The sequence below is a fragment of the Mesorhizobium sp. Primo-A genome, from assembly GCF_003997175.1.
GTDB lineage: Bacteria > Pseudomonadota > Alphaproteobacteria > Rhizobiales > Rhizobiaceae > Mesorhizobium > Mesorhizobium ciceri.
Window position 1 is genome coordinate 1 of sequence record NZ_RZTG01000015.1, and the last position, 13,211, is coordinate 13,211.

General features: G+C 63.1%; 14 protein-coding genes. 5 read left to right on the forward strand and 9 right to left on the reverse strand.

Annotated features, from left to right (window positions below):
* A partial coding sequence (aroC, locus tag EOC83_RS25650) for a chorismate synthase (protein ID WP_127325992.1) occupies positions 1-1,094 on the reverse strand: 1,094 nt, incomplete at its 3' end.
* A gap of 178 nt (positions 1,095-1,272) precedes the next feature.
* Here aroC and EOC83_RS25655 point away from each other — a divergent pair.
* Positions 1,273-1,533 (forward strand): DUF1344 domain-containing protein, encoded by a 261-nt coding sequence (locus EOC83_RS25655; RefSeq protein WP_013532801.1) that lies wholly within the window; start codon positions 1,273-1,275, stop codon positions 1,531-1,533.
* A 168-nt stretch (positions 1,534-1,701) separates the two neighbouring features.
* Here EOC83_RS25655 and EOC83_RS25660 read toward each other — a convergent pair whose 3' ends face one another.
* From EOC83_RS25660 to EOC83_RS25675, 4 genes are all read right to left on the reverse strand, one after another.
* Entirely contained in the window at positions 1,702-2,289 is a 588-nt protein-coding gene (locus EOC83_RS25660) for a histidine phosphatase family protein (protein WP_013532802.1), read from the reverse strand.
* A 44-nt stretch (positions 2,290-2,333) separates the two neighbouring features.
* The gene (fabI, locus tag EOC83_RS25665; RefSeq protein WP_063167666.1) at positions 2,334-3,152 is read right to left on the reverse strand and encodes an enoyl-ACP reductase FabI; all 819 of its coding nucleotides are present in this window, start codon (positions 3,150-3,152) and stop codon (positions 2,334-2,336) included.
* Between the two features lie 106 nt (positions 3,153-3,258).
* Positions 3,259-4,188 (reverse strand): J domain-containing protein, encoded by a 930-nt coding sequence (locus tag EOC83_RS25670; RefSeq protein WP_063167665.1) that lies wholly within the window; start codon positions 4,186-4,188, stop codon positions 3,259-3,261.
* Positions 4,189-4,288: 100 nt separating this feature from the next.
* Positions 4,289-4,750 (reverse strand): RT0821/Lpp0805 family surface protein, encoded by a 462-nt coding sequence (locus EOC83_RS25675; protein WP_013532805.1) that lies wholly within the window; start codon positions 4,748-4,750, stop codon positions 4,289-4,291.
* A 72-nt stretch (positions 4,751-4,822) separates the two neighbouring features.
* Between EOC83_RS25675 and pdxH the strand changes: the two genes are divergently transcribed.
* Positions 4,823-5,440, forward strand: a complete 618-nt coding sequence (pdxH, locus tag EOC83_RS25680; protein WP_063167664.1) for a pyridoxamine 5'-phosphate oxidase — start codon at positions 4,823-4,825, stop codon at positions 5,438-5,440.
* 9 nt (positions 5,441-5,449) lie between these two features.
* Here the strand turns inward: pdxH and EOC83_RS25685 are convergent, their stop codons facing one another.
* Both EOC83_RS25685 and EOC83_RS25690 read right to left on the reverse strand, forming a co-directional pair.
* Positions 5,450-6,202, reverse strand: a complete 753-nt coding sequence (locus EOC83_RS25685) for a crotonase/enoyl-CoA hydratase family protein (RefSeq protein WP_063167663.1) — start codon at positions 6,200-6,202, stop codon at positions 5,450-5,452.
* 19 nt (positions 6,203-6,221) lie between these two features.
* On the reverse strand, positions 6,222-7,991 hold the full coding sequence (locus tag EOC83_RS25690; protein ID WP_063167662.1) for an acyl-CoA dehydrogenase: 1,770 nt from the start codon (positions 7,989-7,991) through the stop codon (positions 6,222-6,224).
* A gap of 214 nt (positions 7,992-8,205) precedes the next feature.
* Between EOC83_RS25690 and EOC83_RS25695 the strand changes: the two genes are divergently transcribed.
* Positions 8,206-8,424: a hypothetical protein gene (locus EOC83_RS25695; protein WP_013532811.1), complete on the forward strand. Its 219-nt coding sequence runs from the start codon at positions 8,206-8,208 to the stop codon at positions 8,422-8,424.
* Positions 8,425-8,670: 246 nt separating this feature from the next.
* A complete protein-coding gene (locus tag EOC83_RS25700; RefSeq protein WP_032809930.1) occupies positions 8,671-9,780 on the forward strand; it encodes a glycoside hydrolase family 25 protein in 1,110 nt (369 codons plus the stop codon).
* 13 nt (positions 9,781-9,793) lie between these two features.
* On the opposite strand, the gene purD is transcribed toward EOC83_RS25700, so the two are convergent.
* The gene (gene purD / locus EOC83_RS25705) at positions 9,794-11,071 is read right to left on the reverse strand and encodes a phosphoribosylamine--glycine ligase (protein ID WP_063170188.1); all 1,278 of its coding nucleotides are present in this window, start codon (positions 11,069-11,071) and stop codon (positions 9,794-9,796) included.
* Positions 11,072-11,372: 301 nt separating this feature from the next.
* A complete protein-coding gene (locus EOC83_RS25710; protein ID WP_013532814.1) occupies positions 11,373-12,188 on the reverse strand; it encodes a phytanoyl-CoA dioxygenase family protein in 816 nt (271 codons plus the stop codon).
* Positions 12,189-12,277: 89 nt separating this feature from the next.
* Between EOC83_RS25710 and EOC83_RS25715 the strand changes: the two genes are divergently transcribed.
* On the forward strand, positions 12,278-13,189 hold the full coding sequence (locus tag EOC83_RS25715) for a LysR family transcriptional regulator (protein ID WP_063167661.1): 912 nt from the start codon (positions 12,278-12,280) through the stop codon (positions 13,187-13,189).
* The last annotated feature ends 22 nt before the right edge of the window (positions 13,190-13,211 follow it).

The following is a 13,211-nucleotide window of genomic DNA, read 5'->3' on the forward strand; positions in this document are numbered from 1 at the left end:
CTCCCCGTCTGTCCCCGATGCCGCAGATAATGATCGGCGATCGCACAGGCAACCATTGCCTCGCCGATCGGCACGGCGCGGATGCCGACGCATGGATCGTGGCGGCCCTTGGTCATGATCTCGACGTCCTTGCCGTCCTTATCGATCGACTTTCGCGGGGTCAGGATCGACGAGGTCGGCTTGACGGCGAAACGGGCGACGATTGCCTGGCCGGTCGAGATGCCGCCGAGGATGCCGCCGGCATTGTTGGACAGGAACACCGGCTTGCCGTCATTGCCGATGCGCATCTCGTCGGCATTCTGCTCGCCGGTGATGCGGGCGGCCTCGAAGCCGTTGCCGATCTCGACGCCCTTGACCGCGTTGATCGACATCAGGCCGGAGGCGATGTCCTGGTCGAGCTTGGCATAGATCGGCGCGCCGAGGCCCGGTGGAACGCCGTCGGCGACGATCTCGATCACCGCACCGACCGAGGAGCCCGCCTTGCGGATGCCGTCGAGATACTGCGTGAAGACAGGAACGGAAGCCGGATCGGGGGTGAAGAACGGATTTTCCGCATCGCCGATGAAATTCCAGTTCCAGTTGGCGCGATCGATGGATTTCTCGCCCATCGACACCAGCGCACCGCGCACCACCACGCCGGGCACCACCTTGCGCGCCAAGGCACCGGCCGCCACTCTGGCTGCCGTCTCGCGGGCCGAGGAGCGGCCGCCGCCACGATAATCGCGCACCCCGTATTTGACGTCATAGGTGTAGTCGGCATGGCCGGGCCGGTACTGGCGGGCGATCTCGCCATAATCCTTTGAACGCTGGTCGACATTCTCGATCAGCATCGACACCGGCGTGCCGGTGGTGATCATCGTCTCGCCGTCCTCGTCGAGGATGAAACCTGACAGCACCTTCACTTCATCTGGTTCGCGACGCTGCGTCACGAAACGTGACTGTCCCGGCCGGCGCTTGTCGAGTTCGGCCTGGATCTCGTCGCGCGTAAAGCGGATGCCGGGCGGACAGCCGTCGACCACGCAGCCGAGCGACGGGCCATGGCTTTCGCCCCAGGTGGTGACGCGGAAAAGGTGGCCGAACGTGTTGTGAGACATGAAATACCCTGCCCGGCATCGGAGCCGGCTGAAGATTGCGTTCTATTGGCGTTTTTCACAGGGGTCAAACTGTGATCTGGCGGATTTAGTTTTGACACATTCGGTTGGTTTCTGCTCTGCTCCATCCGCTGTTGAACAGCCCGCCGCCATGCCGGTGCAATGATAAAGAGGAACGATTATGCGTACCCTGATTAGCGCCGTTGCCGCCACGCTGCTGCTTTCCACCGCCGCTTTCGCCGGCCAGACCGAAGGCCTGATCAAGAAGATCGACAAGGACACGGCGACGCTGACGCTGGATGACGGCAAGTCCTACAAGCTGAACGCAGAGACCGATCTCGACGCGCTGAAGCCGGGCATGGACATCGTCATTGCCTACGATGTGACCAATGGCGAAAACGTCATCACCGACATGGAACTGCCGGACAGCTCAGCCAACTAGAGCTTCCAACCTCAATTGAATGCAGCGTTTGCGGTTCAGCTTTCGCCGAGCCGCCTGCGAAATGGCCTAGAGCGTGTCGCGTCTGAACGGATTCAGGCGACCCGCTTTAGGTCTTTGTTTTATGCATGTCGTTCTCCCAAAACCGGGGCCAATTTTGGGCGACATGCATCAAAGCCACTCCAGACTCTTGCCTTCGAGCTTGAGCAGGCGATCCTGCGGTATTTCCAGGTTCGCTGCCTCGTCCTCGGCCAATCCCAGAACGAAACGAAACAAGGTGCGCATGACGCCGCCATGGGTCACGCATATCGTCTGGCGTTCAATCGCGTCGAAGCATGGCCTCACCCGTTCGAGCAGCATCTGATAGCTCTCGGCGCCTTCGCCGGGCGGCTGGAAGTTCCACTTGTCCAGAGCACGCGTCCCGCTTGCTCCGGGATACCGCGTCTCCAGCTCGGGAAAGGTAAATCCCTGCCAATCGCCGAAATTGACCTCGACGAGGCGCGGATCGGTTCGATAGGCATCCGGATCCAGCTTCATCGCGGCGCGAATACGCTGCATCGTTTCGCGCGTCCGTTTCATCGGACTGGCGACGAAGTCGAATTCCCAGGGATCTGGAACCAACGCAGCTAGCCGAAGCCCGTTGCCGGTCGCCTGTTCGCGGCCAAGAGCATTGAGATCGGTGTCAGCCTGCCCCTGAAGCCGCATTTCGGCGTTCCACGCGGTCTGGCCGTGGCGCGCGATATAAACCAGCGGGTACATCAGGTCTTCCGGTGCGGATCGGGACGGACGACGGTTGGGGGGTGCTAGTCCTTGACCGTCGAAATATCAGGCGCGTCGACCGCCTTCATGCCGACGACGTGGTAGCCCGAATCGACGTGGTGCACTTCACCGGTGACGCCGCGCGACAGATCGGACAGGAAATAGACGCCGGAATCGCCGACTTCCTCCTGCGTCACCGTCTGCTTCAGCGGCGAATTGTACTCGTTCCACTTCAGGATGTAGCGGAAATCGCCGATGCCGGAAGCGGCAAGGGTCTTGATCGGGCCGGCCGAAATGGCGTTGACGCGGATCTTCTTGGCGCCGAGATCGACCGCCAGGTAGCGCACGCTGGCCTCGAGCGCCGCCTTGGCGACACCCATGACGTTGTAGTGCGGCATCACCTTTTCGGCGCCGTAGTAGGTCAGCGTCAGCAGTGAGCCGCCATCGGTCATCAGCGCCTCGGCGCGCTTGGCGATGGTGGTGAAGGAATAGACCGAAATGTCCATTGTGCGCAGGAAATTGTCGCGTGACGTCTCGACATAGCGGCCAGTCAGCTCATCCTTGTCGGAGAAGGCAATGGCGTGGACGAGGAAATCAAGCTTGCCCCAATGTCTGGCGACATTGGCGAAAACCTCATCCAGGCTCGCCGGATCGGTGACGTCGCAATGGCCGGCGACAAAGGCGCCCAGTTCCGCCGCCAGCGGCTCGACACGCTTCTTGAACGCCTCGCCCTGATAGGTCAGCGCTATCTCGGCGCCATGATCGACGCAGGCCTTGGCAATGCCATAAGCGATCGACCTATTGTTGGCGACGCCAAGAATGAGGCCGCGCTTGCCGGCCATTAGGCCCTGTCCACCCGCCATGTGAGCGCTCTCCGCAAGATTTCAGCTTTGTGGGTTGCCCTATCGCACAGGCACAGAGCCCCTTCAAGCGCTCAAAACGGACAGTTCAGGGGACAAAAGCCGCCGATCAGCCTTTTTGGCTGCGCAACAGCGCTTCGAGCGCGCTGTCACCGCCTTCCGGCAGCATGATACGCACATGAGCGTAGAGATCGCCGTGACCGCCGGCCTTTTCCGGCAGGCCTCTGCCCTTCAGCCGCAGGACCTTGTCGGAGCTCGACCAGGCCGGAATGTTGACCGCGAGCCTGCCGGTCGGCGTCTCGACAGGCACCTTGGCGCCGAGCACGGCATCCGCCAGCATCACCGGCAGATCGGCGTGCAGGTCGCGGCCTTCGATGCGGTAGCGTGGATGCCGGCGCAGATGGATCTTGACCAGCGCGTCGCCTGGCTGGCCCGGCCCCTGCTCGCCTTGACCCTTGAGGCGGATGGTCTGGCCATCCTCGACATAGGCCGGCAGCTTGACCGCCACCTTGCGGCCGTCGGGGAACATCGCCGTCACCTTTTCAGCGGTCGCCGCTTCCTCGATGGTGACGTCGAGCGTCACGTTCAGATCGGCAGCGGTCGTCTGCTGGCGGCGATCGCCCATGCCGGGACCGCGCGCGCCGGAAAAAGTGTCGCCAAAAATCTGGCTGAAGATGTCGCTGTTGCCGTCGAACGGATCGCCACCGGGTCGACCGGAGCGGAATTCGAACCGCGAGCCGCCCGGACCTTGCTGCCGGCGAAAGCCGCCAAACGGATCGCCGCCACCGGCAGCGCCCTCAAAGCCCTGGAATCGCGGCTTGCCGTCAGCGTCGATCTCGCCGCGATCGAAAGCGGCGCGATTCTTTTCGTCGCCGACGATCTCGTAGGCCTGGTTGGCTGCGGCGAAACGGTCCTTCGCCTTTGGATCATTCGGATTCTGGTCCGGATGATGCTTTTTGGCGAGTTTCCGGTACGCCGACTTTATGTCTTTGGCCGATGCGTTCCTGGCAACGCCCAGCACCTCATAGGGGTCGCGCATGCTTACTGCCCTGGAGAAGAGTTGAGTCTCTGGTTGCCTCTTATATGCGCTCCCATAGGAAGAAATTCCAGTGCTGGAGCCGCATATCAGACGCGGAAAATCAGAGCGCCTTGAAGTCCTGCATGCGCCAGCCGCCGGCGCTGGCCAGGCACAGTTCGCCTTCGAACATGGCAACGCCGTCAAAGCTTTCGCGCGAGGCCTTGAAGCGGCGGCAGGTCTGGCCGTTGTCCTTCAATTCCGCCAGATCGGTGATGGAACCGCGCGAGCCGGTACCGGCATTGGCCCATGGGACGGCCTGCCCGCCGAGCTGCTCGATGTCGGCCGAGGAGACTGCATTGCCGATCGTCGTCTGGTCGGAGTCGCGATCCAGACTGGCCGGCGCGGCCGAGGCCGATGTGCTGCTGGTCAGGATCGAGCGGTCGACTTCGGCTTTTTCCAGGCTGAAGCCGCCGGCGCCACAAGCGGCAAGCGGCAAGGCGACCGCCACGATCGCGGCTTTCGCGCTGGCCGAAGCGATAACGCTCCATTGCCTGCTGTCAAAAGCTTGCGCGATAAGCGACAATCGGCAGCCTCCCCCTTGCTTCGTTAAGAATCTTGGCTTTGTAAGAATCTTCGTGACAATTTGAGAAAAACTATGAGTGACACTGAGTTAACAAGCGGTGACTTTACCGAGGCTGCCGAGCCGTTTCGCCTGTTTGCCGCATGGCTGGACGACGCCACGAAAAGCGAGCCGAACGACCCCAACGGCGTGGCTCTGGCGACCGTCGATGCCGACGGCATGCCGGATGTGCGCATGGTTTTGCTCAAGGGGTTCGATGAAAGCGGGTTTGTCTTCTACACGAATTTCGAGAGCGCCAAGGGCCAGGAGATTCTTGGCAGCATGAAGGCGGCGATGTGTTTCCATTGGAAATCACTGCGCCGCCAGGTACGCATTCGCGGACCGGTGGAGATCGTCAGCGACGCCGAAGCCGACGCCTACTATGCGACACGGCCGCGCGGCAGCCGCATCGGCGCATGGGCCTCGAAACAATCGCGGCCGCTGGAAAGCCGCTTTGCGCTGGAGAAGGCAGTGGCCGAATACACGGCACGCTACCCGATCGGCGAGATCCCGCGGCCAAAGCACTGGTCCGGCTTCCGAATCGTGCCCACGACAATCGAGTTCTGGCACGACAGGCCGTTCCGCCTGCACGACCGGCTCGTCTTCAGCCGCAACGCGAAAGGCGCCTGGGACAAGACGAGGCTTTATCCCTGAAGAAGAGGCTCAGGCCTTCTTTCTCGTCATGAACGCGGTGAGCGCGGCGCGCGCCTCATCGGACTTCAGGCGCTCGCGAAAATGCTCGCTTTCCTCGCCGATGCGGGCGACGAGGTCGTCGCGCGAGCCGCGCATCAGGTCGCGCGCGATCTTCAACGCCTGCGGCGGCTTGGCCGCGATCTGGCCGGCGGCCGCCAGCACCGAGGCCTCCAGTGCTGCTTCCTCGACCACCTCGTAGATCAGGCCGGCGGCCTTCGCCCGTTCAGCCGAAAAGCCCTCGCCGAGGCCGAGCAGCGCGAAGGCACCCTGCTGCCCGAGGATGCGCGGCGCCAAGAGGCTCGACCCCGCCTCGGGCACCAGGCCAAGGTCGACGAAAGGCGTCCTGAACACGGTGCGCGGCGTGGCGAAGGTCAGGTCGCAATGCAGGTTGAGCGTCGTGCCGATGCCGACCGCGATGCCGTCGACGCCGGAGACCATGGGTTTTTCGACCCTGGCCAGCGCCATCAGGAAGTCCCAGACTTCGGTGCCGCCGTCACCACCGGTGGCGATGATCATGAAGTCGGCAAGGTCGTTGCCTGAGGAGAAGGCGCCGGGCACGCCGAGAAAGACATGGACGCGGATCTCCGGGTCGGCGTCGCCTTCTGCCAGGCTTTTTGACATTTTCGCATACATGGCGCGCGTCAGCGCGTTCTTCTTGTCCGGCCGGTTCATGCGGATGATCTGGATGGCGCCCTGGCGCTCGACGAGGATATGGTCTGTCACGGTTCTTTCCTTGTGAACGTCAGGCGGAAATCAGCGTTTTTCCGGCAGCGGCGAGGCTTTCGGCGCCATCGATGACGCGCGCCCGCAAAGCGCTGACCTCGCCGAGCAGGTTTTCGGCGAAGAAGCGGCAAAGGGGAATACGGCCTTGGTCGGCAAGAGCGCCGCGCGCCAGATAGGCGCCGCCGGCGGCAAGCGAGATCAGCCTGAGATAGGGCGTCGCACCCGCCAGCGCCTCGTCCGCCCGGCCTTCGGCCGCCAGTTTCTGCAGGAAGCGGGTCGCTTCGCTGAGATCGCCAAGTGCCGCGTCGAGAGCGTCGGCGGTGCGGCCGAAACCCTGCAGGTTCGAGGTCCGCACCGCTGCGGCCATATCAGCCAGTTCGGCGATATAACCATGCACATGGTCGCCGCCGCCGAGCGGCAGCTTGCGCATCACCAGATCGATCGCCTGAATGCCGTTGGTGCCCTCGTAGATCGGGGCGATGCGCGAATCACGATAGAAGGCGGCCGCTCCCGTCTCCTCGATGAAGCCCATGCCGCCATGAACCTGGAGGCCGAGTGAGGCAACCTCGACGCCGATATCGGTCGAGAACGCCTTTGCCAGCGGCGTCAGCAGATTGGCGCGGTCGCGCCAGTGGGCCGCCTCGTCACCGGCGGAGACACCGGCCATGTCGATGGCGTGGGCACAGGAATAGCTGATGGCGCGCGCGGTTTGGGTCAGCGCCTTCATGGTCAGCAGGTTACGCTGGACATCGGGGTGATGGACGATCGGCGCCATACCCGTGCCAGTGTAGCTCGCGGCCTTGCCCTGCCGGCGTTCATTGGCATAGGCGATCGCCTTCTGCGTTGCGGCTTCCGCGACCGCTACCCCCTGCATGCCGACACAAAGCCGCGCATTGTTCATCATCGTGAACATGCAGGCGAGGCCCTTGTTCTCCTCGCCGATCAGCCAGCCGATAGCGCCGGGCTTGGCGCCCTGGAAACCATCGCCATAGATCATGGTGCAGGTCGGCGAGGCGTGGATGCCGAGCTTGTGCTCAAGTCCGGAACAGAAGACATCGTTGCGCGCGCCGAGCGCGCCATCGTCGCCGACCAGGATTTTCGGCACCAGGAACAGCGATATGCCGCGCGTGCCGGCCGGCGCATCCGGTAGCCGCGCCAGCACCAGATGGATGATGTTGTCGGTGAAATCGTGCTCGCCATAGGTGATGAAGATTTTCTGGCCGAAGATGCGGTAGCTGCCGTCACCCACCGGCTCCGCGCGGGCGCGCAAGGCGGCGAGGTCCGAACCGGCTTGCGGCTCGGTCAGGTTCATCGTGCCCATCCACTCGCCGGAGACGAGCTTTCCGAGATACTTTGCCTTGAGGTCTGTGGAGGCGTGTTTGTCGAGCGCTTCGACAGCGCCCATGGTCAGCGTCGGGCCGATGCCGAAGGCCATGGCGGCGGAGTTCCACATTTCGAGCGCGGCAACGCCAAGCATGGTCGGCAGCGCCTGGCCGCCATATTCCTCAGGCCCGGAGAGCGCGTTCCAGCCGCCATCGATCCAGCGGCGATAGAGTTCCTTCCAGCCGGGTGGTGTGGTGACGGCAGCGTCCTTCAGCACGGCACCTTGCCGATCGCCGATCGTGTAGAGCGGTGCGACCTCTTCAGTGGCGAAGCGGCCGGCCTCGCCAAGAACGGCATCGACCAGGTCATCGCCGAGATCGCCGAACCTGCCGGCATCGAGCGCCGATTTCATGCCGGCGACGTGCTTGAGCGTGAAGGCGATATCCTCGACCGGTGCCCTATACATGCCGCTTACTCCTTCCGATGCATCGGTCCTGCCGACCCTAGAGCCAGCGCCGCTGCAAAACCACCCGCCGTATCAGCGCTCTCCCATCTTCTTTTTACGTAAACGTCAAATTTTGTCACGCGGATTTTGCAATCGCGGCGGCGCGTATTAAGTTCAATCCATGCCGGATCAAGTCGACCGGCGACGGATCAGAACCAGCCAACCGGAACAGCCCATGCTTGCCAGACCCGACGCCTATCGCTGCATCGAATGCGGCCTGCCCTATCGAGCGGAGGGGTTCTGCTACCATGGCGGCAGACTGGACCACGGGGCCGCCTACTGGTCGGATCGCGGCATATTATGCTCGCCGCAATGCTCACTCGCCCACCACCGCAAACGCGCCGCCGAGGGCACGCTGCGGCAAGAGCCGGCTCCGGACCCGTTTGAATTCTAGCAGCTGATGCGTCGCCAGCTTTTCTGAAGTCAGCCCCGAAAGTACTTCCTTAACCATAGCCGTTCAGGATTTGTCTTTGATCAACGGGGATTCCCTGTTTTGAAAAGGACGGCGCGTCTCCTTCGCCGCTTGAAGAGTGTCGTGCCGACGCCCTTCAAGCCATTGTTTCCTCCGCATGTCGTTGCCCCAAAACCGCTGCACACTTTTGGGCGACATGCGCTGGCGCTTCTCGCCTTGGCGGCGACGATGGCGCTGTCCACGGCGGCAAAGGCTTCGGATTTTTCCGAACCCTGGAAGAACGCCGACCGCGCTTTGGTGGTCGATGCCTACGAATACAATTCCATCGGTTGGGCCCAACTCGCCACCGACAAGCGGGTCGTCGGCTTCATCAACAAGGCCTCCGACGGCATGCCGCCGCCCTATTTCTGCCTGGGCAACGACATTGAGGTGAAGCTTTGCAAGGCGCTGTGGAAACGCCATGCGGTGACGCGCGAACTGTTCCAGACGCGCCGGGTGGTGGCCAAGGCACTCGGCCTGAAATGGGGCGCCTATCACCTTGCCCGCCCGGGCAATCCGGTCGAACAGGCCAACAATTTCCTCGATTTCGCCGAGCCTGCGCCCGACGATCTCATGGCTCTCGACATTGAGGGCAATGATCCCTCGCAATGGATGTCGCTCGACGATGCCGAGGAGTTCGTCCGCCAGGTGCATCGGCGCATCGGCCGTTTCCCGGTGCTGTACACCAACGGCAAGACCGCCCAGTACATTGCCGACAACAGCTACCGATACCGGCTCCTGTCGCGGCTGCCGCTCTGGTATGCCCGCTATAAGTCCGACATCGACGTGCATTTTCCGATGGGCAACTGGCAAGGCTACGCACTGTGGCAGTTTTCGGCGCAAGCCAATTGCGGCCGTTTCCGCTGCCCTTACAGGGTTGCCGGCACGCCTAACGACATAGACGTCAATGTCGCGCCGACCGACGCCGCCACGCTGCGCGCGCAATGGCCGTTCGGCGGGCTTATCGACGTGCCGCCGGACTATCTCGCCTCCATACCGCTGCCGGTTTCACGCGAGGCCGGCCTCGCCGGCAATGTCACCATCACCTATGCGTCTGTGGCCGCGCCGCCGACTTTCGAGGACATGGTCGCAGCGTTGGGCACACGCTGGTCCCGTTTCCGCGACGGCTTCCGCATGCCGGTCGTGAAGACGGTGCCCCGGAGACCGAGTTTCGGCATTGTCCAATATGTCGCCTGGAAGCGGACCGAGCGGCGTTCGCCCGCACAACTCGACGCTGCGTTTGCCGCTGCCGATCCGCTCAGCACCGCTTCGACCGAACTCGACCGCGGCCAGCGGTAAGCCAACGCGGACTTCAGGTTCCCTGTTCGCGCGCCACCGCCTGCCAGCCGATATCGCGGCGGCTGAACCCGTCCGGCCAGTCGATGCGGTCGAGCGCGGCATAGGCTCGTTTCTGCGCCTCGCCGACCGTGGCGCCTGATGCCGTCACGTTGAGGACGCGGCCGCCATTGGCCACCAGCGCGCCGCCATTGATGGCGGTGCCGGCGTGGAAGACCTGGACGCCGTCGCTTGCCGCGTCTTCGACGCCGCGGATGACCGAGCCTTTTTCCGGCGTGCCGGGATAGCCTCTCGCCGCCATCACCACGGTCAATGCCGCCTCGTCGCGCCAGCGCACCGAAGTATGTGCCAACTGGCCGTCGGTTGCCGCGTTGAGCAGGACCAGCAGATCATCCTTCAGCCGCATCATCAGCACCTGGCATTCCGGATCGCCGAAGCGGGTGTTGTATTCGATCAGCTTCGGCCCCTTGTCGGTGATCATCAGCCCGGCAAACAGCACGCCGGAGAAAGGCGCGCCCAGTTCGGCCATGCCGCGCATGGTCGGCTCGATGATCTCACGCATGGTGCGCTCGACCAGTTCCGGCGTCATCACCGGTGCCGGCGAATAGGCCCCCATGCCGCCAGTGTTCGGACCGGTGTCGCCGTCGCCGACGCGCTTGTGATCCTGCGCGGTGCCGAAGGGCAGTGCGGTGGTACCGTCGCAAAGACAGAAGAAGCTCGCCTCCTCGCCGGTCATGAATTCCTCGACCACAACTTCCGCGCCGGCGGCGCCGAAGGAACCATCGAAGCAGGCATCGAGGGCTGCCTGTGCTTCACTGAGCGTCATGGCGACGGTGACGCCCTTGCCGGCAGCGAGCCCGTCGGCCTTGATGACGATCGGCGCCCCGGTCTTTTCGACATAGGCCCTGGCCGAGGCCAGGTCACTGAAACGGCCATAGGCGGCGGTCGGGATGTTGTAGCGGGCGCAGAGGTCCTTGGTGAAACCTTTCGAGCCTTCCAGCTGTGCCGCTGCCTTGGAGGGACCGAAGACGCGGATATTTTCGGCGCGCAGATCGTCGGCAATACCGGCGACCAGCGGGCCTTCCGGACCGACCACGACGAGGTCGATTTTTTTCTCCCGGCAGAATGCGGTGACCGCGGCGTGATCGGCGATGTCGAGCTTGACCAGTTCGGCCTCGCCGCCAATGCCCGGATTGCCGGGGGCGGCATAAAGCTTCGTCAGCAGCGGCGACGCGGCGATCTTCCAGGCGAGCGCATGTTCGCGGCCGCCGGAGCCCAGAAGAAGAACGTTCATGGCCACCTCTTGATGCCGAAATTCTGCTCTGGCGGCCATCTGATGGCGTTTTCTGCGCTTCCCGTTCTACTGCGTGCAGTAGAACTGAGCTCACGGACCAAATGTCCGCTCCGCTGCGGTTCTCGAAACCACCACCATATGACTCGCCAGAGCGAATTTCGAAACAGTCTCTTGGAGACCCGCTATTGCTCTCCGGGCGACGGGTCAAGGCATCAGGGTGTTTAGATCGCAATTGCGCACGGGAACGTTATCCCCGCAGAAAATTGGCGGCGGATACCGCCGCCAATTTTCTGGCGATTCGCTAGGCGGAGAAAACCACCGGAAACCAGTCCTCGCGCAGCCTCTCGCCCGGCTGCATGCCGTGGCCATGATAGGGCGGCGAGGTGCGGCCCGGCCGCTCGACATAGCGCGCATCGTCACCGACCCAGCGCAGCGACAGCGCCCGGCGCCGCGCCGCGGTCATATTGCCACGCGCGCCATGCGCGGTCCTGAAGTCGAACAGGATGGCGTCGCCCGGCTCCATTTCCCATTCGAGCACCTTCATCGAAGGGTCCTTGTCGGGATCGGGCACCGGCAGATAGTCGCCCTCGCCGGCATAGAAATTGCTATCGTCGAGCCAGCGCACCGGCAGGATCATCTTGTCCCATTTGTGCGAGCCGGCGATCAGCCGCAGCGTCGCCTCTTTCACCGGGTCGATGGGTATCCAGAAGCTCACCGTCTGTTGGCCATCGACGAAATAGTAGGGGATGTCCTGATGCCAGGGCGTCGGCTTCTGCGTGCCGGGTTCCTTCACCAGCACATGATCATGGAAGAACTGCGCGGTGCGCGACTGCATCACCGCCGCCGCCAGTTCGGCGGCGGGTGAGTCCCGTACCAGGCTGACGAATTCGGGGATGCGCTCCCAGTTGCAGTAGTCATCGAAGAAACTACCGCGACCGTTGGCTATGTCGGATGCGGTGGCGCTGCGGTTCTGCATGTTGCGTTCGATGCCGGCGGCAATCGTGTCGACCCAGCCCTTGAAGGCGCCGCGAATGCAAACAGCGCCGTCACGCTGATAGTCGGCAATCGTGGACGCGCCGATCCTGGTGGCGTCGAGGGTGGCAGTCCGGGAAGCCATGGCGTTCTCCTCTTGGAATAAAGCCACTATCGCAACATCTATTCATTCGGTAAAATAATAACTATCGATCTGACATATAGAGTGCCTCTATGAGTGTGACTTTCACGCAGCTGCGCTATCTGGTTGCCGTGGCGCGTCACGGCAGCGTCACCGGCGCGGCAAGGATGCTGAACGTCTCTCAGCCGTCGATCTCGGTGGCCATCGACGCGGTCGAAAAGAATTTCGGCCAGAAACTGTTCGTCCGCCAGCGGGGAAGCGGCGTGTCGCCGACATCGTTCGGCCGCGCCGTCGTGGCCAAGGCAAGGCAGGTTCTCACCGAAACGGAGGAACTCATCGGCCTGGGTTCAAGCAAATCGGCTGTCAGCGGCGAGTTGGTGTTGGGATGCTTCGAGGATCTGGCGCCTTTCTTCGCGCCGGCTTTGATCCGCGCCTTCTCCGAACGCTATCCGGCCGTCAAGATCGTCGTTCGCGACGAGACGTTCGAGACGCTGGGTCGACGGCTGGGTGACGCGGCCATCGATCTCGGCCTGACTTATGATCTCAGCCTGCCGACGCATTTCGCCCGCATCCTGCTGCGTGAACTTCGCCCGCACGCGCTGTTGCCGGCAGGCCATGCCCTGGCGGATCGCCCGTCGGTCAGCCTTGCCGATCTGGCCGCCTATCCGCTGATCACCACCGACCAGCCGCACAGCTGGCAGCATATGCTCGACCTGTTCCGCAGCCGCGGCCTTTCGCCTGTGGCCGACATGACGACAAGCTCGTTCGAACTGCAACGGAGCATGGTCGCCAACGGCTTCGGCGTTGCGGTCAGCTACACCCGCCCGCATGGCGACCGCAGCTATGACGGGCTGCCGCTCATCTGCAAGCCGCTGTCGGATCCGCTGCCCATGCAGCGGATCCTGCTTACCTATGACACGCATCAGCGTGTGTCGAATGCAGCGCTGGCCTTCGTCGAGGTGGCCAAGGACTGGTTCGCCACCCGCGACATCTTTGCCTCGTGAAAGGCTGACGGGCGCCGCGTCT